Source organism: Microvirga alba, from assembly GCF_015694465.1.
Classification (GTDB): domain Bacteria; phylum Pseudomonadota; class Alphaproteobacteria; order Rhizobiales; family Beijerinckiaceae; genus Microvirga; species Microvirga alba.
In genome coordinates, this window is record NZ_JADQDO010000007.1 from 182,552 (window position 1) to 202,951 (window position 20,400).

23 protein-coding genes and 1 tRNA gene are annotated in these 20,400 nt (G+C 60.0%); 5 read left to right on the forward strand and 19 right to left on the reverse strand.

Going from position 1 to position 20,400, the window contains the following annotated elements; all coding sequences use genetic code 11:
• The first annotated feature begins 90 nt into the window (after positions 1-90).
• Positions 91-732 (forward strand): LysE family translocator, encoded by a 642-nt coding sequence (locus I2H38_RS14905; protein WP_196272645.1) that lies wholly within the window; start codon positions 91-93, stop codon positions 730-732.
• Here the strand turns inward: I2H38_RS14905 and I2H38_RS14910 are convergent.
• On the reverse strand, positions 729-1,811 hold the full coding sequence (locus tag I2H38_RS14910) for a COX15/CtaA family protein (protein ID WP_196272646.1): 1,083 nt from the start codon (positions 1,809-1,811) through the stop codon (positions 729-731). The genes I2H38_RS14905 and I2H38_RS14910 overlap by 4 nt on opposite strands.
• A 144-nt stretch (positions 1,812-1,955) precedes the next feature.
• On the opposite strand from I2H38_RS14910, the gene I2H38_RS14915 reads away from it, so the two are divergent.
• On the forward strand, positions 1,956-2,165 hold the full coding sequence (locus I2H38_RS14915; RefSeq protein WP_196272647.1) for a DUF2842 domain-containing protein: 210 nt from the start codon (positions 1,956-1,958) through the stop codon (positions 2,163-2,165).
• Between the two features lie 64 nt (positions 2,166-2,229).
• On the opposite strand, the gene I2H38_RS14920 is transcribed toward I2H38_RS14915, so the two are convergent.
• The 4 genes from I2H38_RS14920 to I2H38_RS14935 form a co-directional block, all read right to left on the reverse strand.
• Positions 2,230-2,595 (reverse strand): hypothetical protein, encoded by a 366-nt coding sequence (locus tag I2H38_RS14920; RefSeq protein WP_196272648.1) that lies wholly within the window; start codon positions 2,593-2,595, stop codon positions 2,230-2,232.
• Positions 2,596-2,771: 176 nt separating this feature from the next.
• Positions 2,772-3,815, reverse strand: a complete 1,044-nt coding sequence (locus I2H38_RS14925) for a response regulator (protein WP_196272649.1) — start codon at positions 3,813-3,815, stop codon at positions 2,772-2,774.
• Positions 3,816-3,828: 13 nt separating this feature from the next.
• Positions 3,829-5,973, reverse strand: coding sequence for a sensor histidine kinase (locus tag I2H38_RS14930; protein WP_196272650.1), 2,145 nt, complete (start codon positions 5,971-5,973; stop codon positions 3,829-3,831).
• Between the two features lie 2 nt (positions 5,974-5,975).
• Positions 5,976-6,578, reverse strand: a complete 603-nt coding sequence (locus I2H38_RS14935; RefSeq protein ID WP_196272651.1) for a molybdopterin-dependent oxidoreductase — start codon at positions 6,576-6,578, stop codon at positions 5,976-5,978.
• A gap of 647 nt (positions 6,579-7,225) precedes the next feature.
• Between I2H38_RS14935 and I2H38_RS14940 the strand changes: the two genes are divergently transcribed.
• On the forward strand, positions 7,226-7,633 hold the full coding sequence (locus I2H38_RS14940; RefSeq protein ID WP_196272652.1) for a BA14K family protein: 408 nt from the start codon (positions 7,226-7,228) through the stop codon (positions 7,631-7,633).
• 155 nt (positions 7,634-7,788) lie between these two features.
• Here the strand turns inward: I2H38_RS14940 and I2H38_RS14945 are convergent.
• Positions 7,789-7,866: transfer RNA gene (locus tag I2H38_RS14945), tRNA-Pro, on the reverse strand.
• Between the two features lie 176 nt (positions 7,867-8,042).
• On the opposite strand from I2H38_RS14945, the gene I2H38_RS14950 reads away from it, so the two are divergent.
• Complete coding sequence (locus I2H38_RS14950) at positions 8,043-8,252, forward strand: hypothetical protein (RefSeq protein ID WP_196272653.1); 210 nt, start codon at positions 8,043-8,045, stop codon at positions 8,250-8,252.
• 290 nt (positions 8,253-8,542) lie between these two features.
• On the opposite strand, the gene I2H38_RS14955 is transcribed toward I2H38_RS14950, so the two are convergent.
• The 6 genes from I2H38_RS14955 to I2H38_RS14980 form a co-directional block, all read right to left on the reverse strand.
• A complete protein-coding gene (locus I2H38_RS14955) occupies positions 8,543-8,767 on the reverse strand; it encodes a hypothetical protein (RefSeq protein WP_196272654.1) in 225 nt (74 codons plus the stop codon).
• Positions 8,764-9,012: a hypothetical protein gene (locus I2H38_RS14960; RefSeq protein WP_196272655.1), complete on the reverse strand. Its 249-nt coding sequence runs from the start codon at positions 9,010-9,012 to the stop codon at positions 8,764-8,766. The genes I2H38_RS14955 and I2H38_RS14960 overlap by 4 nt, the downstream gene beginning before the upstream one ends.
• The gene (locus tag I2H38_RS14965) at positions 9,009-10,145 is read right to left on the reverse strand and encodes a hypothetical protein (RefSeq protein ID WP_196272656.1); all 1,137 of its coding nucleotides are present in this window, start codon (positions 10,143-10,145) and stop codon (positions 9,009-9,011) included. The genes I2H38_RS14960 and I2H38_RS14965 overlap by 4 nt, the downstream gene beginning before the upstream one ends.
• A gap of 194 nt (positions 10,146-10,339) precedes the next feature.
• Entirely contained in the window at positions 10,340-10,552 is a 213-nt protein-coding gene (locus I2H38_RS14970; RefSeq protein WP_196272657.1) for a hypothetical protein, read from the reverse strand.
• A complete protein-coding gene (locus I2H38_RS14975; RefSeq protein ID WP_196272658.1) occupies positions 10,552-10,905 on the reverse strand; it encodes a hypothetical protein in 354 nt (117 codons plus the stop codon). Before I2H38_RS14975 ends, I2H38_RS14970 begins: the two co-directional genes overlap by 1 nt.
• Entirely contained in the window at positions 10,902-11,573 is a 672-nt protein-coding gene (locus I2H38_RS14980) for a lysozyme (RefSeq protein WP_196272659.1), read from the reverse strand. Before I2H38_RS14980 ends, I2H38_RS14975 begins: the two co-directional genes overlap by 4 nt.
• On the opposite strand from I2H38_RS14980, the gene I2H38_RS14985 reads away from it, so the two are divergent.
• Positions 11,559-12,101, forward strand: a complete 543-nt coding sequence (locus I2H38_RS14985; RefSeq protein WP_196272660.1) for an acyltransferase — start codon at positions 11,559-11,561, stop codon at positions 12,099-12,101. The two genes, I2H38_RS14980 and I2H38_RS14985, sit on opposite strands and share 15 nt — an antisense overlap.
• Before the next feature lie 16 nt (positions 12,102-12,117).
• Here I2H38_RS14985 and I2H38_RS14990 read toward each other — a convergent pair whose 3' ends face one another.
• From I2H38_RS14990 to I2H38_RS15020, 7 genes are all read right to left on the reverse strand, one after another.
• On the reverse strand, positions 12,118-13,086 hold the full coding sequence (locus I2H38_RS14990) for a transglutaminase domain-containing protein (protein WP_196272661.1): 969 nt from the start codon (positions 13,084-13,086) through the stop codon (positions 12,118-12,120).
• Positions 13,086-14,324: a hypothetical protein gene (locus I2H38_RS14995; protein ID WP_196272662.1), complete on the reverse strand. Its 1,239-nt coding sequence runs from the start codon at positions 14,322-14,324 to the stop codon at positions 13,086-13,088. Before I2H38_RS14995 ends, I2H38_RS14990 begins: the two co-directional genes overlap by 1 nt.
• Before the next feature lie 2 nt (positions 14,325-14,326).
• Positions 14,327-14,920: a hypothetical protein gene (locus I2H38_RS15000; protein WP_196272663.1), complete on the reverse strand. Its 594-nt coding sequence runs from the start codon at positions 14,918-14,920 to the stop codon at positions 14,327-14,329.
• Positions 14,920-15,252: a hypothetical protein gene (locus tag I2H38_RS15005; protein WP_196272664.1), complete on the reverse strand. Its 333-nt coding sequence runs from the start codon at positions 15,250-15,252 to the stop codon at positions 14,920-14,922. The genes I2H38_RS15000 and I2H38_RS15005 overlap by 1 nt, the downstream gene beginning before the upstream one ends.
• A gap of 668 nt (positions 15,253-15,920) precedes the next feature.
• On the reverse strand, positions 15,921-17,645 hold the full coding sequence (locus I2H38_RS15010; protein WP_196272665.1) for a hypothetical protein: 1,725 nt from the start codon (positions 17,643-17,645) through the stop codon (positions 15,921-15,923).
• A complete protein-coding gene (locus tag I2H38_RS15015; protein WP_196272666.1) occupies positions 17,645-19,426 on the reverse strand; it encodes a glycoside hydrolase family 73 protein in 1,782 nt (593 codons plus the stop codon). The genes I2H38_RS15010 and I2H38_RS15015 overlap by 1 nt, the downstream gene beginning before the upstream one ends.
• A 3-nt stretch (positions 19,427-19,429) precedes the next feature.
• Positions 19,430-20,206, reverse strand: a complete 777-nt coding sequence (locus I2H38_RS15020) for a hypothetical protein (protein WP_196272667.1) — start codon at positions 20,204-20,206, stop codon at positions 19,430-19,432.
• Positions 20,207-20,400 lie beyond the last annotated feature (194 nt).

Below are 20,400 nucleotides of genomic sequence, written 5' to 3' on the forward strand. Positions count from 1 at the left end.
GGCCTCCGCAAAGCAGGACTTCCGTAACCGGCGAGCTTCCGCTTACATAAGATCGCATTGTCATCCCTCACCACGTCTCCTGGATTTCACATGGACCTCTCGCTCCTCCTTTCGGCGGGCATCGCCGGTTTCGTCTATGGCATCACGCCAGGCCCCGGGGTGCTTGCGGTCCTTGGAATCGGCGCGGATCGCGGTCGGCGCGCGGGCGCGGCTTTCCTGATCGGGCATTTGGCGGGCGACGTCCTGTGGTCTGCTCTCGCGCTGGTCGCCATTATCGGCGTCACCACCATCGGCTCCTTCGTTTTCGATCTTCTGGGAGCGGTCAGCGGCCTTTATCTGTTCTGGCTGGGTTGGAGAGCGATTCGCGTCAAGAGAAACGCCGATGGCCGAATCGACATTCCGGTCCGCCGACCGCTGCTGCACGGCCTGACCTTCGGCATGACAAACCCCAAGGCCTATCCGGTCGCGGTCGCCACGCTGACGGCGCTCCTTTCCGCCAAGGCGAGCGCGCTGACCTGGAGCATGTTGCCCGCGCTGCTCGTCGCGAGCTGTCTCGGCGGAATCGTCGCTTATGCGATTCTCGTCGCTATCATCGGCGCGAGCGCCGTGCGTAAGACCTATCGGCGCTACGAGATCGCGATCACGCGGGTGTCGGGCCTCATGTTCATCGGCTTCGCCCTGAACGCCCTGATCCATTCCGTGCCGGGGCTGTTCATGCCGAAGCGGGCTTAAGCGGCCTTTGTCAGCCCACTCACGCGCGCATGCGCCACCGCCATGCCCAGCACGGCCATGGCGAAGACCTGATGCGCCAGCCCGGCCCAAAGGGGCACGACGAACAGCAGCGTGACGATGCCAAGAGCCATTTGCGCGAGGGTCAGGCCGGCGAGCGCCGTGGAGCGCCGAGAAGCCTTCGACGCGGGCGCTTGGCGGCGTAACGACCACGCATGCCAGAGGGCGAAGGCGACGATGGCGTAAGCTACCATGCGGTGGTTGAACTGGACGAGGACGACATTGTCGACGAAGTTCTCGATCCACGGCTTGACCACGAACAGCGCCGAACCTGGCGGGACGAATGCGCCGTCCATCAGCGGCCAGGTATTGTAAGTGAGCCCGGCCTTCGATCCGGCGACGAGACCGCCAAGCGCGATCTGAAGAAGGACGAGGCCGACCAGGAAGCGTGGCGCGAACCGACCGATATTCCCCTCGTTCGGGATCTCCTCTGGGTCTTTCAACCCGGCGGCCACCCAGACGAGGCAGGCCAGAATCACGCTTGCGACGGTCAGGTGCAGAGCGAGCTTGATCGGAGCAACGGCGGTCATGCCGGGTTCCAGACCCGAGGCCACCATGATCCAGCCGATGGCCCCCTGCAGGCCGCCGAGCGCGCCGATGGCGACAAGCGTCAGGACCAATTTGCCTTTGATGGCGCCGCGTGCCCAAAACCAGAGCAGAGGCAAGAAGAAAACGAAGCCGATGAGACGGCCGAGCTGCCGGTGCCCCCATTCCCAGGCATAGATGAACTTGAACTCGGACAGGCTCATGCCCTTGTTCATGAGTTCATATTGCGGAATTTGGCGATACTTCTCGAACTCGGCCAGCCAAGCCTGTTCGGTCAACGGTGGGATCGCCCCCGTGACCGGCTTCCACTCGGTGATGGACAGGCCGGAGCCGGTGAGACGCGTCGCTCCGCCGACGGCGATCATGGCGACGACCAAGGCCGCCAGGATGTAAAGCCAGGTGCGGACGGCTCTCAAGGACCGGGTCTTGGGATGGCCTGCCAGAGGCGCGCTTTCGGCTAGGGCTGCGACAGCCATGCTCACTCTCATCGTCGATTAGGGCTTGAACGCCGGATGCGGCTTGTCACATAGAGGCAGCACCTGCGCGAGGCAATCAATGCCGGTGACGCACCTTCACGGTGGGCATCTTTCACGGCGCGACAGCAGAAGAGGATATTCGAAATGCGCATGCGCACTCGTAAGCTGATCGGGACGGTGGTGATGCTGGCCTTTATCGGGTTCTACGTGCTCTTCGCCATGGTCGTCGCCGAAGGCCGCATCACGGACGCGCCGAAGCCGGTGCAGACCGTGGGCTACATCCTCCTCGGCCTCGCCTGGGTAATCCCGCTGCTGCCGTTGATTCGATGGATGGCAAAGCCCGACAAGGCTTGAGCGTCGGCTGCCCCTCGCCACCTAAAGAAAAGGCCCGCTTGGAGCGGGCCTTTCTTCTATCAAACTAGCGGCAAACCCTGCGGCGGCGCTGTTCCCAGCCCCAGCCGGGAACCCACTCGCTGTAACGCTCGGTCACGCAGCGCTCGACGTAAACCGGCGGCGGCGGCGGCGCGTAATAGACGGGCTCGGATTCGACATAGATCGGCTGGCGCGGCGGCGGAGGCGCGACATAAACGGGAGCAGGCGCGGCATAGACCGGGCTCTGCGACGCGGCGATGGCGCCACCGACCGCGAGGCCTCCCAGAACACCGATAGCCGCCGCCGCCCCCGGCGACAGGCGATCTCCCGCCGCGGCGGGCGTCACCGCGGACAGGCCGGTCACAAGAGCCAGAGCGGCCACCGTGCCAGAAACGAATTGGATGATCTTCATGATCGTCACCTTATTCCTTGAGAGGTCCTGATTCTCCTCCCCTTCGCAGGAAGGAATAGCGTCCCGAACCTCTCTGGGAGCTGAATGAACCATGGCAAAGCTATGGCCGCGAGCCGTTTCGTACGCCATGGTCACCGAAACGTAAATAAGATTACATTCCCTTATCGCGGAGCGCCTCAATCGGCGGCGGTTCGCAGCGGCACCGACAACAGCACGCGGATCAAATCCGCCTGCCGATTCGTCTCGGTTTTGCGGAAGAGATTTTTCAGGTGGAACACGACGGTGGTCTGGGCAACCTCGAGTTCCTCGGCGATCTGATCCAGGCGCTTCCCATCGATGAGCATGAGAGCGACGCGCGTCTCCGAGGGAGTCAGATTGTAGAGCCGGACCAGGGTATCACCCGAGACCTTGGTCCGCTGCTCGGTGTCGATCAGGAGCAGCACGACGGCTTCCGGCTTGTCATCCGCAGAGAAGCGTTGGCCCGGAATCAACACCAGATAAGGACGACCACCGGACAGGCGCGGATAGGACACGATTTCGTCCAGCACCTCTTCCTCGAAGGCTTTCGCGATTCCTTCATAGAGCTTCGCGTTCTGCTTCGGCACCGAGCCCTTCAACATGCCTTGGGCAACGCTCAAACCGTCATCCTCCGCAAGAATGCGCTCGGCCTCCTTGTTCGTCAGGCGCACCGCGCCCTTCTCGTCCACGATGACGACGCCAACGAGAAACCGGTCGAAGGCGAAGGTCGCCTTATAGAGCGCCTCGACGGTGTGTCCGCGCGACGATTTCAGGATTTCCTGCCATGCCTCCTCAGCGCGCTGCACCGCACCGGATTGCACGCGCGCCACCTGGTTGAGTCGCGCCGAAATCGAGGCAAGCAGAATTTCGTAGTCGATCGGCTTGACGAGATAGTCGTCGGCGCCGGCCTGCTTGCCGACGAGGACATCGTTCCGACCCGCCAGGGCGGTCAGGAAAATGAACGGTACATCAGCGAGGCTGCCCTGCTCACGCATGGCTTTCAGGACACCGTAACCGCCGAGGCCCGGCATGGTAATGTCACAAAGAACGAGATCCGGCCGATGGCTTTCCAGCAGCGCGATGGCCTCGGTCCCATTGGATGCCTGAAGCACACGGTAGCCGCCCGCGGCTAATTCCTCCGCAAGGTCGACCCGCAGATCTTCTTCGTCTTCAATGCATAAAATCGTCTTCTGGGCATTCATCTTATAAAGCCAATCATGCAGCCTGCTGAGCCTGATCTATGTTCGATACAGGCAAGTCAAAGGTAAACAAAGACCCGGCAGCCTCGTAACTTTCCACCTGAATCTCCCCACCGTGCAAGTGCATGATTTTTTGAGCAAAATTCAAGCCTATTCCCGTCCCCGCGATGCCGGTGGCTGTGCGAGCGCGGTAGAATCGATCAAAGATCTTCGCGAGTTCATCGGCGGGAATGCCGAGGCCCCAATCGCGAACAGAGCAGAACGCGCGAGATCCATCCATCCACAACTTGACCTCCACAACCGGGGTTTCCCCGGAGTATTTGACCGCGTTCGATAGAAGATTGATGACGACCTGCTCGATGAGAATCGTGTCGCAATAGACCTGAATGGGAGTTTCAGGCGCATTGACGCGAATGTCGGCCTGAGGGCTCACCTCCCGCTGCCTGTCACAAATATCCAAAACGAGCCCGGCCAGATTGCAGGACGTAGGATTCACTTCAATCCGCCCGGCATCGAGCCTCGCGGCGTTCAGGACGCTGTCGACGAGGCGGGTCAGACGGCTCGTCGCGTTCCGAATTCGCTGGACGCGGGTCACGAGTTCCTCTTCCGGCACATTCGGCCCGCGCCGGAGGATTCGCTGCGCGCTGGAATCCAGGATGGCCAAGGGCGTGCGGAATTGGTGAGAGACCATTGAAACGAAATTGCGGTAGGCGCTGGTGGTCTCCCGCTCACGATCGAGCGCGTTTTGCAGGGCCTGTGCAGCCTTCTTGTAGCCCGTAATATCCATCAAGCGCACGAAAACCGTACCGCCATCGGCCTTCGTGACGGAGAGACGGGCCCACACGTCCTTTCGGAGGACAACATCGAGCTCGATCTCAGTGAAGTCGAGTTCCGGATCCAGAAGCCGGGTATCGGCGCCCTCGCACATCGCGAAGCATCGCATGAAGGTGGCAAGCGTCATTTCCTCCCAGCACCAGATAGCAATGGGATCGGCCGCCCAGATCTGTTCATTGGCGAAGAGGAGCTTGCCCGCCGAGTCGAAGGCTGCGAAGCCATCCGGAGCCGTTTCGATGGCGGCGATCAGGCGGCGTTCGGCCTGACGCAGAGCGGCCGTCCGCTGTTGAACCTTGATCTCCAGATCGAAGTTCTCGCGCTCAGCCTGCTTGCGGGCCCGCCATTGTTGGGTGACGTCACGAATGAACGCGATGCCCAGTTTGCGCTCCGCCATATTGAGCGGAAAGCAGTTGATCTCGAGACACCGCTCCTGTCCGATCGCTGAAGCGCTCTCATCCTCGAAGACGGAGCTTGTTCCCTGGACAGCCAATGCAAGGGATTTGACGATATCCGGCTTGAGGAAAAGCGGATCCAGTTTCTGAAGTTGCTGACCGACCGCGCTATCCGGCCCCAGCCCCAACAGCCCTTGCATTCCCGGATTCCACAGCAGGCAATTCTGAAAATCGTCGAAGATGACGATGCCCTGATTGCTGATGTTGTTGATCACCAGATCGGACAGTTCCTGCTCCTGGCGCAGTAAGCGCTGCGCCTGCTGCGCTTCCCGCACGCCCTTAAAGAGGCGCAGCAGCAGAAAGGACGCACTGATGACGATGCCGATGATGAAAGCCATGCTTTCGAACACAACGCTCAGGTATTTCGAGCGCGTCGAGGCTCCATGCTCGCGATTGAGAAGCACGACCTTGTTGGCGACGTCCCGCAACATGTAGGCAAGGTCGCGTGCCTGCGCTCTCAGCTGTAGGGCGACCTGCGGCGAGAGGTTCTCGTCGAAAAGCGGCTCGGCAAGCGTCAACTGGAGATAAGCCTGCTTGAAGCCGCCCATGACGCCGAGGCTCTCGATGAGCTCGCCGTAGGACCCCTCCATGAGAACGCCAAACCTGCTGATCAGGATGGCGAGCCGGAAGTTCGGCTCCTGCTCCAGACCGGTAAAGGGATCATTCGCAGCCTTCCGCGCCAGGCCTTCGGCCAATAACTCCGCCTCGAACTGCGTCTGCGTGAGTTGCCAAAGCTTGACATGCGTGTCTTCGCTGCGCAGATCGCTCTCGACGGAAAGCAACCGCACCACCGTAAAGACCAGGCAGGCCACCAAGCCGGCAATGGCGAGCAGCGTGACGAGAGCCGTTCTGTAGTTATGCGGACTGCGCTTCATCGCTACTCAACATGCAAACGATTTAGTTGCCACACCCAGCGTGAATCGAACCTGACATCTTTCAGGATCGAATGAGCGTCACGCGGATAAACAACCCAGAGAGGCCCCTTGTCCCGGAGCTTCAAGGGCTGCCCCTCGAGGCGCAGCGCAAGCAAGAGTTCATATTGCAGATCCTCGAAGGGAATGTCGGCCTGGTAGTCGTTCAGCGCGCTCGCCTTCATCGTCATACCCCTCGCGCCGATGCGATCCAGCACAGCCCGGAGAGACACCCCCTCGAAGAGCTGAGGTTTCTCCGAAAGCTCCGAACTCGTTGTCAGGGACAGAATGCCGAACGACTCAAGCATGGCTCGGTCGAAGCGGGCCTGCCCCGGCGCGTTCGTCTGCTGGATGTTTCCGGTGATTGTGAGGATCACGGGACCGGTCGGAGCCGGCAACGGCTCGGATGCGAGGGAGGTGTTTCCCCATCCAACCAGGGCGATCAGAGAGAGAAACAACGCGGCGCGTACCATGCAGGCCCCACAAAGAGACATAATAATATTGGTTTTAGTTTGTAAGAATTTTTCAGAGGAAATCCAGCATCTACCGTAGCGATAAATGTTAGGCATGTGCTCCCAGTCGCTGCGAAAATCCTCGAATCCAAACGTAATTAAGGACGGACGACACCGTACAAACGTTATTATGGTGAATAATTCGTACCAAACTCAGTTTTTATTCAGCGTTACAATAAAAACAACTATGCGACATAAACTGCCAATAATTCAAATAAACTGACTTGAATACATAACTAAGCGCCGTGGAATAAACGCACGGCGCACAATTATTTCCAAGCTCCACTAGAATCACTCTTTTCGTGGCGAGGTTTGGCAGAGGCTCAGGTCTTTTGGCGCACTCGAAAGCGGCCTCAATCCCAGGAAATGTGGGACGTCTCTCCGCCGGGTCGAAAAAGGGGGAATCGGCTCCACCGGCCGTCGGAGGTCCCGTGCGGCCTCGCGCGGGATCGCAAGCGACGCGCGCGCGACGAGGCGTAGTGCTCCGAGTTTTAGCAAACAACGCCAAACTTTAAATTGCAAAACAGCGCTTCATGGGGAGGCTTTTACTAGCGCATGCCTTGTCTTCACAGGCCTGTCTCTTGGGTATGCCAGCACACATCATCGCGAGCGATATTTGCTACGCTGCGTTCCGAGGCTATATTGAACCAGTCAAATCCCACGCGGTCGAGTTCTCAGCCGCCCTTTCAAACGAGGAGTTAGACATGCGCACGTTCGTTGCGGCCCTGGTCGCGGTGACCACGGTCGCCTCAGCATTACCTGCCAGCGCGGACTCTGTCCCGAGCCGCACTCTACCCGACGTGCAGAAGGCCTATCCGTCCGAAAGCTACACGCAGTATTATTACCGTCGCGGTTATTACGCCCGCCCGTACTACTACCGCCGCGATAACGGTGCGGCGGTCGCCGCTGGCGTTGCGGGCATCGCAGCGGGTGCTCTCATTGCGGGTGCGATCGCCAATCAGGCCGCTGCCGCTCCGGCCGCGCCCCCGCCCCCCGGCACGGTGAGCCCCTCGGTGGCAGCCTATTGCGCGCGCAAGTACCGCTCCTACGACCCGGCCACGGGCACCTTCCTGGCTCACAACGGCATGCGCTACGTTTGCACCTATCCGTAAACCCGCGCGAAGCCACAATTCGCCAAGTACAGCCCCGCCGCATCCGCAGCGGGGTTTTTAATGGGAAGCTGTGAAAGGTAAAAACAACGCGGCCGGCGCATCGATGCTGCGCGTCAGACCCACGATAAAAAGGAAAGACCGACCCGGATCGGTAATGGTCGGAGCGAGAGGATTTGAACCTCCGACCCCTAGTCCCCCAGACTAGTGCGCTAACCGGGCTGCGCTACGCTCCGACGCCTCAACGGCTTGGTTCATCTAGCTTTCGAGTCGCCATTGCGCAACCCCCGAAATTCATTTTGGGAACAGAAAGGAGCCAAGACGCACAGTTCGGGACCGAAAGTCCCGAAAAAGTCCCGAACGATGTTCCCGAGTCGTTCATGGCCTCTCCTTCCTCTATTGGAGGCGGACGATGAGCCACCTCTTGCACCCCAGCTTGTTCGTGGCGATAGCCGTCCCCTTGGTTGTCGGCGCGGTCCTTATCATCGTAGTAATGCTTCAATGGGGGCGGAGGACTGACGCCGCTTTTGACCGGATAGGCAGAAACATGGACGGGATGAAAAAGCTCCTTGAGGAAGCGAAGGAGATAGCCCGCCCCACCGGAGAGAGGGACGCGAGATGAGCGAGGATTCGACTCCCGCTTAACCCTATGGCATGTTCACGCTTCGTTCACGGACAAAGACATGCCAACAATCGGGGATCTAAAGCGCCAAGGCTATGACGGGCTGCACATTATCTGTGATGGATGCGGCTACATCGTCATCGTGTGGTGGCAGCTTTTAAAGGCGTCAGACGGGCAAATGCTCTCGACCGTGGCGAGGAAGCTTAAATGCGTCAGGTGCGGCGGGCGAGCCAGAGAGGTGGCAGCCTGCCGGAGAGGCGAAGGTGCCCCCTCACCTTATGACATGGGGGTTAGTCGGCGGCCTGCGAATGACCGGTAGGCCTCCCAGCTTTGACGCGCTCCTCAGCTTTTACCCGGAAAGCCTCCGCCATAGAGAGTTGCAGGCGAGCCACCCAAATTTCTGGGAGCTTCATCGCCTTAACCTGACCTCGCTCGTCCGTGTAGGTCAGAGAGAACCCGCCGTCATGATAGCTGACGAACGGGCGGATGATTGGATCGTATTCTTCGACTGTCACGGCCCAACTCCCGTCCTGATCCAATCGTCCGTGATCGGGTCCGCTGGCGCATCAATCCGAACCGGGCCCTCATCCCTTGCCTTCTCCCGAAGGTAGGCTTTCGAGCACGCGGCGTAGTATCGGCTGACCTGACCGGCCTGCCTCCCAAGGGCTTCAACTGCGTCATAGGCGAGCGCCAGAAGCGCGGCTTCTGCGTCGCCTTTGTTGAGAGCCTTATATTCCGTCACGATGTCTTCTGGGCTCATGCCGCCCTCTTCAGCATCGGCAGACAAGCTGTCAGCCGGTCAACCTCGCCATAGTCCCGATGGAGTGTGATCGACACCATGGAGCGGGGAGACATGTAGCCCTCGCCAGCGTGCCACGCATCCTTAGCGGCCAGAGTGTTGAAAGATTCCAGACGAACACCGTTGCCCGCTTTCACACGGTCATGATGGACGTGGCCGGTGTAGCCATAGCGATGTTCTGTCTCTCCCCATTCCCGGGGCCACTTGGCGGCCATATACCCCGCCATGTCCCCCATCTTGAGCATGTCGCCATGGGTCGCGGCAACCATGCAGAGCCCAAACTGCTTCATGAAAAAACGGGACGGATCGGTGCTGATTGAGACGCGGGGATTGTCGCGGAACCAAGCCGCCAAGGCGATAGCGAGCATGAGGCTCGTTTCGTCGTCGTGATTGCCGGGGAGCTTCCGGTATTCAACGCGCTCGTGCTTCTGGAGGGCCAGTTCGATCACTTCGACGGCCAACTCTACACCAACTTGAGCCACCTTGCCGTAACGGGTGTCAACGTCCAGCGGGTTCCCACTACGAGCCGTCTGGTTCTTGCTGTTATCGGTGTGGAAGTAATCGCCCATGTCGAGGATGAGGGCGGTTCTTGCTGGCGCGGCCCGACCCACAAGGTTTGACACGCTGGACCGGAGAAGGTCAGCCGCAATCTTCAGATCGTAGTCCTCCCCCGTCTCCTTCGCCCACGAGAACAGGCCCAAGTGGAGATCCACGACAGGGTAGACGACCAACAGGCTCTCGTCCGTGTAGCCCGTAGGTGCCGGCAGAATTGCCGGGGATCGGTAGCGCTCAAAGGCGTCTCGAATCGCAGACTCGACAGCCGCAGCCTTCTCGTCCGTCGTCGTCTTGGTCCATTGAAGGATGACGTTGCCAGCTACATCGGTCAGGGTCGATATGCCCTTGACCTTCTGATTCAGCGGGATCTTGACCGGCGTGGACCCATCAAGCCCACGCTCCGCAGCCCGCAATAAGCGGTTCTGCAAGGTGCTCCGGGTGATCCCCAATTCCCTTGCGGCGTCGTCAAGGGTTCGGTGACGATTGCGAACCTCTAAGGATCGCAGAAGCTCTTCATCAGAGAGCGGGGGAGTCGGCATTCACACGCTCCACGTTGTTCCCCTCGCCTCATCCATGATGAAGCAAGGCAGGAATGAGCCTTGATAGGCGCAGGTCTTTTCGAGCTTTGAGGGGTGGCTGACGCGTGCGGTCTTCACCTCACATGAAGCGAGGCATACGACCGCGACCAGCGCCGCTATACGGGCTGCCATGGATAGGCTCCGATTGTGGGGGATTAGCGGGGGAGGAAGGGCAGATACTTCGCGGCAATGCCCGCCATAAAGCCGCCGATGGCTATCAGGATGCCGATCATCCACCGGGCACCCTTCGCCTGAAGGAGAAGGTCACGAAGCTCCCTAACCACAGTGTTGGTTTCTGCGAGCGTCTCGGAAAGGTGCTCGACCTTTACTTCGAGGGCGACAATGCGTTCGCGGGTGTCGTCGCTCATTATGCACCCAACGGCTTTCTAGCCTTCCACCGGCCATAGAGTGTGTAGAAGCCGCCGCCGATACCCGTCAGGGCCGTTGCGTAAATCTCGATGCTCGGTTCCCCGTTGGCTGCCGCCATGATGAGAGCAGACAGGCCGGAAAGGATCGTCGCGATAGCGCCCCATGTGACACGTGAGGCATACCATGGCTCATTATTTGTCAGGTGCTCGATGACGGGCTTGACGACGGCGGCGACCTCCTCCCGAACGGCGGGGGCATCGACACGGGCAACCGGCACAGCCGGCGCGCTGATGAGCCGGTCAACGACCTTCTCAGCAATGCTGCCTATGATAGGGACAAGCAGAGGATTCATCCGAAGATCCTTTTCAGAAGGGCGACAAGCCAGTTGGTCGGGGGTTCAATGGGTTCGATGTCGCGCGGCGATTGCGACACGGCGGGCATCGCTTTGGTCGCGAACAACAAGCCTTCCGCCTCTCGTCTCCGGATCAAGCCGGGGAGCGTCTTCCCTCCTGCCTTCACCCATTTCCGCATCTCGGAAGGGACAGACTGATAGTCCCCAGCATTGAGCTTTTTCAGCAGGGTCGAGCTACGAAGGTTCTTTGGCCCGAGGTTGAACGTGAAGCACACCAGAGCATCAAACTGCTCTTGGTTGAGAGGGACCGTTACGAACTCGATCACGGCGCGCTCATACTGGCCGAGATCGCGCTTTAGAATGTCCTCGGCATCCTTCGGCGTGATGAGCAGCCCTTCCTTCGGAGTTGGGGCACCCGCCGCCGCCGTATGACCATAACCAATGGTGAGGACACCAACTGCATCGCGGTAGGCTTTGAGTTCACAGCCCTCGAACTCTTTGATGAGGGCAAGCCCCTTCTGCCCCGTCTTCATCGACAGGTTCGCCATTCTCTGTTCTCCAGATAAAGAAAAACCGCCCAGTTGAGGGGCGGCTTGGGGTGGGATCATTCCCGTGTTAAGGAGCGGCGACACGCCCGCAAAAGGAGACCCATCTTGGGCCTCAGACACGATCTCAACGACATCCAGCGCGAGCTTCAGGCGGAGAAACAGGCAAAATTCAATCGCCGCCTCCCCTTCGGAGACCTGATTACAGATCGCTGGCAGAACGCCCGCGAATGCGGCTTTGGCGAAGGCGCGTCGATGTACGACAACGTGCTCGTGCTCGGCAGCGTCAGCGTGGGAGCTAAAACCTGGATTGGCCCCAATGTTATCCGTGACGGCTCAGGCGGGCTGGAGATCGGTGAATATTGCTCGATCTCGGCAGGGGTTCATATCTACACCCATCACACGGTCGAGTGGGCGACTTCGGGGGGCAAGGCTGACCCGGAGCGCCGCCCTACCAAAATCGGAAGCCGGGTCTATATCGGCCCGAACACAGTCATTCAGATGGGCGTCACTATCGGAGATGGCGCGGTGATCGGCGCCATGTCCTTTGTTAACCGGGATATTCCGGCAGGAGCAAAGGCGTGGGGAGTTCCCGCTCGCGCACAGTGCGAAGGGAACTCTGTGAATGAAATGCGGCACCCCACCTCGTAACCGCGCCCATCATTCGTCAGCCACCGACCTGGCGCCGGATGACAGGCGTACTGGTCGAGTAAGGCCCCGGATAGAACAGCGCGCGCCAAGCCGCTTCAGTCTCGATGATGTTGTTGGGTCCGAGGCCGGTGATGTAGCTCGCTCGAGACGAATAAGCGGACGGCAGATACCAATGGGTCTTGCCGTCAGATGTATCGATGCCGGGTATCTGGTAAACGCGACGCAACCACTCCCGAGTATCTTCCTCAGTCTTCAGCATCATCCCGCCGTAGATACCTACTGGGGGCATCCCCGAGGTCGGGTCCTCGGCCCGGATCTCCTGTTCAGCCAGAGGCACGAAGACACAGTTCAACACTCCACGGTCTACCACCTCCGTCAAAGACAGAAGATCGTCCGTGCTCGTGTAACCGGTCGCCGTATAGGCGAGATTGTTCGGGAAATCGAAGAGCCGCCAGCGCCCGTTGAAGAACACCTCCGACAAGACATGCCCGTCATCGAAATCAGTCGGCGTCTCGCCTGTTACTAGGCGGCAAATCCGATGGGGGACGCCAAGAGACGCGAAGATCGGCTTGGCGAAGTTCTCCGTTAGTGGCCCGCACCGCGATGCGAGCTTGCGGGTTCGGGCCGTCGCGAGCCAATCAGCCGCCGCGAGCCCCTCATCCTTGTAGCCATACTGCACCATCTCAGCGATGCCCCGAGCTACTGCGAGAAGATCGAGATTGTTGGGGTCGGCAATCAACTGATAGCCGGCGCTCATGTATGGAGCGGGGCCAGATGGTGGCGTGGCATCGTAGGCCATCAGCGCGAAAAGCCCTTGCCGTCGCAGATCATAGGTCAGCCCGTTAACAGTGTAGAGCCCCGGCGCGATGATTAAGGTCGTCCCCCATCCCGCATCAGGGTTGCCCTGATCGAGACCAGCAACCGGGATCGCCTGCTTGTACGACAGATAGCGCACGATCTGGTACAGCGTGGAGGAGACCGCCATCAAAACCGCCCTGCCATCTCGCGGTAGCCGAGCGTGCTTAACTTAAATCCTGTATTCGCCTGGTCCGCGCGGTACGCAATGCGGCTTTGGTTGTCCGTCAAGACCGTCACGCGGGTGAATTGGTCGTTGGTCCCGCCATTATAATTGACGAAATCATAGCCTACATTGGCGAAGCTCGGGGCCACATCGGCAACATCAGGAGAGCCGACTGACACACTAGAGACAACTGATACAGGCGCGGAAATCTGCACCCTGATCTGTGCCTCGGTCTGGAATCCGGGCGGCACAAAGAGCGCCGTCAAGGCTCTGGTCGTTCCGGCCGTCGTGCTGAGATCAAGGGTTGGGCTCGCCCATAGCACCCACCCGGACGGCGTGTGCACAAAATCGCGGATCGCAGATCCATCGTAAAAGACCGAGAAGATCCGCCGCTTGGAAACGTACCCGCTCGGCAGCGTCGGAGTCAGACTTTTGGAGCCATAAACGTCCGTCGTGCCGTCTGCCTTGCCGATAACGAACAGATGCCACCAGCCCGAACTTGCCGCAGCATCCAAGAGCCCGCCAGTCGTCCCTGCGGTCCATGCGACGAAGTTCTTGGTGAAGGCGGCCAGATTGAGGGTCGCTGGGGTGCTATCATCAGAGGCGCAACTGCCGGCTGCTATGGCAATCGAGGTTGCGGAGGGGCGAGACACCTTCAGCCCGAAGAGATGGCCCTGCGGCAAGGAGCCAGCTGGCGCCACAGGAGGGGCCAGCGAGATCGGGTCATAGGTCCACTTGCTGGTACCGTCCGAATAGAAGGCAACCGTATTATAGGCCCGGCTCATGACGACGGACCCGGTGCCGCCATTGATCGTGTTCGTGCCAGAGCGGGCGACCGAGAGGGTGTTAGAGCCGTTGATGGCCCCTACCTCGTCAAAGACCCGGATAGCCGTGCCAGCGGGAACGGCGTTGGCCGCTGGGAGTGTATAGGTGCGCGGGGCCGTCAAGGTCACGGTCAAAGCTACCAGTCCGTCTTTGGGCTGCCCGACGCGGTTGCTGTCCACCATCGCAACACGGGTGATCTGGACATCGCCCATCATCGCGACAGGGAGCCCGCCCGGTGTCGAGCCGTCTTGCAAGCGCAGGCGCTGGCCATCCGAGATCACTTCACCGGCAGGACCGGCATAAGCATCAACCGCAGCGCGGTTGGGGAGATCAGCGGCGGCACCCTGCCGTGCAAGCTGTCGGGGTTGTCTGGCCATCGTCAGAGGCTCCAATCGTTAACGGAAGAGGGGTCGCTTGGCTGCGAAAAATCGAGCACCTGAAGTCCAAGCGCGGTTGCCCATGCGGTTGCCTGAGTTGCCGCAGCCGTTGCGATGCCCGCCTGCGTAGTGGCGATGGTTACGCCGCTGGCGACGTTGCTCTCGCTTGTCGCCGCATTGCCAGCCGACGCCGCAGCCGCATCCTTGTGCACACCCGCCTGAACGCTGTTGTTGTAGGAGACCGAGGCCCAATGGTAGGCCGAATAGCGCCCTGGAGTGACTTCGACGTTGTAAGACTTGTCGGACCATTCAGCCGCCCGGTCCCGCGAAACGAGCGCGGCGGCATCGCTCGCCGCCGCATTGGTGGCGCTTGTCGAGGCGTCTGACGCTGCGGCCTGCGCATCCGTTCGGTACGGCCCGATGATACTATCAAGGCTGCCCCCCGGAACCGCCGCCCATGTGGACGAGCCCGCAGGACGGCTCTCAATCACGAATGTGGTTGGGTTGACCCGGAACTCCGTAATTGGGCCAGGAAGCCCAAGCGTGAACTTCAGCTTCACACTCGACGGACCCCGAGGGCGGATTTGAACCTTCATCAGAAATTGCCCTCGCCAATGGTCACGGAGCCGTCGAACACTTGGAATTCATCGCCCGTTTCGAGGCTCCGGAGTCGGCAGCCGTGGTCATATTCCCCCACATGGAGGGAGCCCCGAGCGGCCTTGAAGACGACGTTAGGCGGCGAAACTGTAAGGCCTGAGCCTTGAGAGAGCCGGAGTATGTTGTGCCCATGCTTGGCGACGACATATTCGATTGCGTAGCCACCGAACGGGAAAGCCGTTCCGTCCGCGCTCTCAAAGGGGATAGAGAACAAGAACGTCTCATCGTCTGTGCCGGTGACATGCACCTCATAGGGAGCTGTGCCGCTCATAAGGCCTCCAAAGAAAAAGCCGCCCCGGTGAGGAGCGGCTCGAAAGAAGAAGGCCCGCCGAAGCGAGCCCTAAAGAGAATGCCGCTCGGAGGCGGCTCGGTGTGTTGGCTATGGGGCCTTCCCCTCCCCTTCCTTCCCCGTCATATTGTCCTATCTCTGGGGAGGGAACGTCGGAAAATGAGCCTCGTCCATAATGAACGGGTAAAGCTAACAGCTACCTATTTGAACGGCATGGGGATTTCTCTTTATGCCGTAGGTGGCATTGCCCCAGTTATCGCAGCCCTGAATTCACCCGGCCCTAAACTCTTAACCGGAACGGCGATTGCCTGTACGGTTTGCATAATGGTGAGCAATGCCATACATTTGGCTGCCCGATACGTGTTGAAAGGCTTGAAGCCATGACGACTGCCCAGTTCCTTACTCTACTGGTGATGCCGGTCGGCGGCCTTCTCACAGCCGGATTCCTTTTTTGGTGGACGAGACATAGCCACTAAAGGCCGGCCCGGCCCAAGAAAGAGCCGAAGAAATGAGCCGCGAACCAATCTTCGGGCCGAACGCAAAGCCTATGCTGGCCCAGACCATCATTGGGGTGATTATTGCACTTATAGCCCTCGAGCTTACCGCTGGATGGCTCGAAAGGGGGCTTTTCGACTTTTCCTGCACCTACATCACCGGGTCATGCGCCCCAGCTCAGACAGGCTCATCGGCGCGTAATTAGGCAAGCTGGTGCCTTGAGGGGAGCTGCCCTTCATGAGCAGATCAATCATTGCCCGCTGAGGCCCTGAAAGCGCTCCAGCGGTCGGCATGACCCCGCCATTGCGGATCAAGAGCTCCGCTGCTTTCACATTGCGCCCGGTGAGAGCCGTCGCCCCCGCTCTGGCAAGCCCGCCCATAACCGGCGCGGCAACGGCACCGACCGGACCTGCCACATGGTTGCCGATGGCCATCCCGCCAATCCCAGATACAACCCCGGTCGGGGCGAGCTTCCCGAGGAGGCGTAAGCCGTTCTCAACGGGCCCACCCTTTGCCACCCTTTCAACCGCAGCCTGCTCCGCAGGGCTAAACATCCGCTTGAAGTCGCTGCGCTTGGCCAGATTGCGAAACTCAGTGCGGATAGCATTCTCTCTGCCCGACCCAGAGAACATCTGAGCGTTCAGGTCAACGCGACGGCTCATCTCGTCAAGGAGATCCGTCTTGCGAGCGCGCGCCCATAGATTACGGGCATTCTCGATGAGCCCAGAAGCCATCTTGGGGTTGCCGGAGATCACCTCCGATGTCGAGACGTTCGCAAGATAGTCATCCAACTTATCGATCATGATGGAGGCAATGCGCCTCTCATCAGGCTCGTTGCTCTTTGCGGCAGCGCCAAGGACACGCCGCAGAACGTCGAACTGCTTCAGAGTGATCGGCTGGCCCTTTGCCTCTTCGAGCCGCGCCAATGCCGCCGAAGCGCGCGGATGGATAGAACGGTCTATGCCCGCTTCTGCGACGGTCGCCGCGATGTCGTCTACGTTTTGGGCGAAACTCTGCGGCTTGAGCACGAGCCCGACATCTTCGGCCTGCTTGTAGAGCGCATTGGAGGCGGCCTTTAGCCCTTGAGCATCTGGCACTGCCTTCTCCGCTGCCTTCTGCGCGCCGCGCGCACCGATAGCACCGAGCCCGCCGCCAACTAGCGTGCCAATGGCAGCGCCACGCCCGGCTTTTGCGAGCCTGTCGTCAACCCCTTCGCCTTCGCCAGCGCCGTAGAGCCCGCCGTAAATCGCTCCTTCCGCCGCACCCGCACCAACCATTTTTGGCACAGTGGGCTTGGCGATGTTCAGAAGCGTCACCCCGCCCTTTGCGAGATTGCCGCCTGTCGTCAACCCACCCGCTACACTGCCGATGCCCGTTGCAATCGGGTATTCTTCCCTCGCCACATCAAGCTTGCCGCGCTCCTGTTCAAGTTTGCGAGTGTAGGCATCACTGAAGCGCTGACCAATGTCCTTGCCCGCATCCTGCCCGGTAATCGCGCCCTTGATCGCTTCGATGGGCGTCATGGCTCCCGCCATCAACTCATCACCGAACCCGAACGTTAAACCCTGAAGGATACCTTCCTGCCCGGCGCCGAGTGCGCCCATCGTTCTGCGGGCCTGCTGCTGCCCAGCAAAGCGTGGGTCGTTGGCCTCGGCGAACCGCTGCAACCCGGCCTGCATCGGGCTCATCTCGGGGGCCTTGCCCGCTGCAATCGGGCTCTCGCTAGCCATCGGCCCGTTGCCGAACCGATCATCAAAGCTGGCCTTCTCGGGGGGGGCATTCCCGCCGATGTGTGCTTGGAAACCGGCTAGGGCCTTATCCATGTCTGGCGCGTCAACCTCATAGGTCTTCGCGCCGTGCTCAACCTCGAAAATAGGCATCAGCGCTTTTCCCTAATCCGAATGCCGCCGGGGGCCGCCACCCAGCCGCTTTGATCCACTTGGGCGTCGCCTTGCGAGGATTTGAGGCTACCTCCCTCGCCACCCGCTCCAGGGCCATGGATGATATCGGTATAGATCTTCTTCACGCGGGTTAGGTTACGGATGAACTGGTCATGGCTCTGGGACTGCTCAAGGCTGCCGATGGCCGACCCAAGGAGTTTGTTTTCGTTATCGCTGACCGCGCCGAGAGCACCTCCTGTTGGCGAGGCTTTCCGCATCTGCTGAAGCCTGTCGAAGGTGGCGTTCGCTTTGATCGTGGTGACAAGATTGGAGATGTCGTGTGCATTCGTTCCAGCGAGATATGACATCGCCTGCCCGGCGCCGCCCGTAACCGGGAGCCTTGATTGTTTGGCGAGTTCAAAGATCCTGTCGATGTCCTGAACCACAATATCCGCTGCCTGCTTCGCCTGCGCCTCTGCCAGTGCGGCCTTCGACGGGCCGGTGGCAAAGCCAGGAACCGGCTCGGTCTGTTTATTGGCTGGATTGAAATAGACTGGTGTCTCAGACCCATCGGCATTCTTGATGGTCTTGATTTCCCACTTGCCGTCGATGCCATCCGGGGTAATGTCCGAGGCCTTCCCCGCGTTCTGGTCAATGTAGACAATGCGCCCATTGACGACTTCCGTCTTCACGTTCGGGCCCCGATAAACTACGCTGCCGTCAGGACCCACAAGCGCGTTGCCGACAGCCTGCGGCTTGGTCATATCATGCCCGAGGCGTTCCCGGTCATTCTCAAGACGGCCCTGGCTAATCCCGACTTCCTGCCCCTTCAGACTGAACTCGCGATCCTTATTCGCTTGCTCCCAATTCTTCTCCCACAGTTTGACGGCGAAGTCCTGCTGCGCCTTCTGGTACTGTTGGTAGAGTTCCACGCCCTTGGCCCGAACATAGGGGTTCTGGCTGCCGAGCATGTTTTGAACATAGGCGGGCACCTGGACGGGGGAACCGCCCTGCCCTGCGCTTTGACCGGGGATGAGGAACCCTTGTGCGTTCTGTGCGCCAGGAGCCGGCAAGTCCGCCCCAGGTAGCCCCTTCGCAATAGATGCGATCTTGGCCCCATAGTTCGGATCTGTGGCATAGCCGGATGCCTGTAGGGCTTGGATCTGGCTATCGAGCCCTTGCGCTGTCTTCAGTGAAGCATAGCGGGGGTTAGAGTTGATGAAGTCGGAATAACCCTTCACGCTGTCGCCAAGGCCGCCATAGGTGCGGAAGCTGTCGTTCACCTGAACCGGCTGACCGTTAATAACCTCGGTGGTAGCGAGGTTCTGTCCCCCGCCCTGACCGTGCGACTTGATACCGAAGAAGTTGTTCCCCGGTGCCTTTGTCCCCCACGCGCTCTCAAGCGCTGCCTGGGCTACGATGATGCGGGGGTCAACGCCGGTCTGCTTCGACGCTTCAAGAGCGAAAGGCATCACTGAACGGGTAAAGGCTTCCCTGTCTCCCCCGAGCTGTTGCGTTGGGTTGGTGCCGTCCATCGCGGCGAATGTCGGCTGCTTGGGCTGAGGCTGCCCAAGAGCGGAAAGCGGCTGCGTCGGTTGACCCGCTGCCGATGGGGGGCCGCCCATTCCGCTCGCCATTGCCTTCGCAATCTCGTCGCCGGATTGAAGCTGCATTTGCTTCAGATTACGCTCTAGAGCCTGATCCTTCGCATCGAAGAACGTCTTGCCGAGGTTCGCGAGGGGCTGGAAATTCAAAAGCGGGGGACCGTAACCACCTGACATGGATTAGCCTCCAAACCCGAACATTCGAGACCCAAGCGTTGAGCCATTCGTTGGCATCCCGGACAGTCCGCCAAGTGCACTCGCGCCGAGGCTTGCAAGGCTCATCCCCATGTTCCAACGGTTCGCAGCTGCGTTCTGCCCCGCCATCATCCCACCTTGCACGGCATTCGAGATTCCGTTTGTCGTATTAGCGAGAGTGCCGACGCCAAGCCGAGTGCTGTCGCCATACACGCCAGCCTCGCCTGCGCCCTGCTGCGCGTAGAGATCGCCAATGCCCTTCGTGAGCCCAGCTTGTGCGCCGGTCGCGTTGTATCCGACATCACTCACGCCTTTGAGGCGGTTCAGATAGTTGCCGTATTCTTGGTCCGCGAGATGCGAGGAATAGTCAGCAATAGCCGTCATGGTGTTGCCGGACCCAAGCGCCCCGAGAGCCGATTGCTTACGGGCTACGGCATCCGTCCCTTGGTCCCTCTGCCACTCATAGCCTGGACCGGCGCGGAAATTGCCCACAGAGCGGTCGTAGCCGTCCTGACCATTGACGCCCGTTGCATCGGCATATTGGCCGAACGCCTTCAGGCCCGTTTCGCGGTAGGGGCTATAAAGATCGATCGCATCGCCGTAGCTGCTGCGCGCGGCATCGAAGCCCTTCCCAAGGGAGGCGAGCGATTGCGTCTGCCCATCCTGAATACGCTTATCGATCTGGCCTTGCTGGTCTTGGAGGTATTGAGCCTGCCAGATGGATGCAAGGCGACCGGCCTTGCCGGAGAATGGTGAACTCAAGCGAGCCTCCCAAAGAAAAAGGCCCGCCGAAGCGAGCCTTGTTGATCGTGTAAATTTTTGTCAGCTAGTCGCCGTCTGGCGGTGCAGGCGGCTCATACGGCGCGATAGCCAGAGCCCCCGCCTCGCACATGGCTTTAATGCGGACCCAATCTGGGCTCGTTTCGTCTGTTGGGAACTGATGAACGTTCCCCATA

Coding starts and splice junctions, on each gene's coding strand:
- I2H38_RS14965 (WP_196272656.1), bottom strand. CDS start 10,145: ATGCCGACTCCCCCGCTCTCTGATGAAGAGCTTCTGCGATCCTTAGAG.
- I2H38_RS15010 (WP_196272665.1), bottom strand. CDS start 17,645: ATGCCTATTTTCGAGGTTGAGCACGGCGCGAAGACCTATGAGGTTGAC.
- I2H38_RS15005 (WP_196272664.1), bottom strand. CDS start 15,252: ATGAGCGGCACAGCTCCCTATGAGGTGCATGTCACCGGCACAGACGAT.
- I2H38_RS14905 (WP_196272645.1), top strand. CDS start 91: ATGGACCTCTCGCTCCTCCTTTCGGCGGGCATCGCCGGTTTCGTCTAT.
- I2H38_RS14910 (WP_196272646.1), bottom strand. CDS start 1,811: ATGGCTGTCGCAGCCCTAGCCGAAAGCGCGCCTCTGGCAGGCCATCCC.
- I2H38_RS14975 (WP_196272658.1), bottom strand. CDS start 10,905: ATGAATCCTCTGCTTGTCCCTATCATAGGCAGCATTGCTGAGAAGGTC.
- I2H38_RS14930 (WP_196272650.1), bottom strand. CDS start 5,973: ATGAAGCGCAGTCCGCATAACTACAGAACGGCTCTCGTCACGCTGCTC.
- I2H38_RS14990 (WP_196272661.1), bottom strand. CDS start 13,086: ATGGCGGTCTCCTCCACGCTGTACCAGATCGTGCGCTATCTGTCGTAC.
- I2H38_RS15015 (WP_196272666.1), bottom strand. CDS start 19,426: ATGTCAGGTGGTTACGGTCCCCCGCTTTTGAATTTCCAGCCCCTCGCG.
- I2H38_RS14915 (WP_196272647.1), top strand. CDS start 1,956: ATGCGCATGCGCACTCGTAAGCTGATCGGGACGGTGGTGATGCTGGCC.
- I2H38_RS14940 (WP_196272652.1), top strand. CDS start 7,226: ATGCGCACGTTCGTTGCGGCCCTGGTCGCGGTGACCACGGTCGCCTCA.
- I2H38_RS14995 (WP_196272662.1), bottom strand. CDS start 14,324: ATGGCCAGACAACCCCGACAGCTTGCACGGCAGGGTGCCGCCGCTGAT.
- I2H38_RS14960 (WP_196272655.1), bottom strand. CDS start 9,012: ATGAGCCCAGAAGACATCGTGACGGAATATAAGGCTCTCAACAAAGGC.
- I2H38_RS14970 (WP_196272657.1), bottom strand. CDS start 10,552: ATGAGCGACGACACCCGCGAACGCATTGTCGCCCTCGAAGTAAAGGTC.
- I2H38_RS14935 (WP_196272651.1), bottom strand. CDS start 6,578: ATGCCTAACATTTATCGCTACGGTAGATGCTGGATTTCCTCTGAAAAA.
- I2H38_RS15000 (WP_196272663.1), bottom strand. CDS start 14,920: ATGAAGGTTCAAATCCGCCCTCGGGGTCCGTCGAGTGTGAAGCTGAAG.
- I2H38_RS14950 (WP_196272653.1), top strand. CDS start 8,043: ATGAGCCACCTCTTGCACCCCAGCTTGTTCGTGGCGATAGCCGTCCCC.
- I2H38_RS14920 (WP_196272648.1), bottom strand. CDS start 2,595: ATGAAGATCATCCAATTCGTTTCTGGCACGGTGGCCGCTCTGGCTCTT.
- I2H38_RS14925 (WP_196272649.1), bottom strand. CDS start 3,815: ATGAATGCCCAGAAGACGATTTTATGCATTGAAGACGAAGAAGATCTG.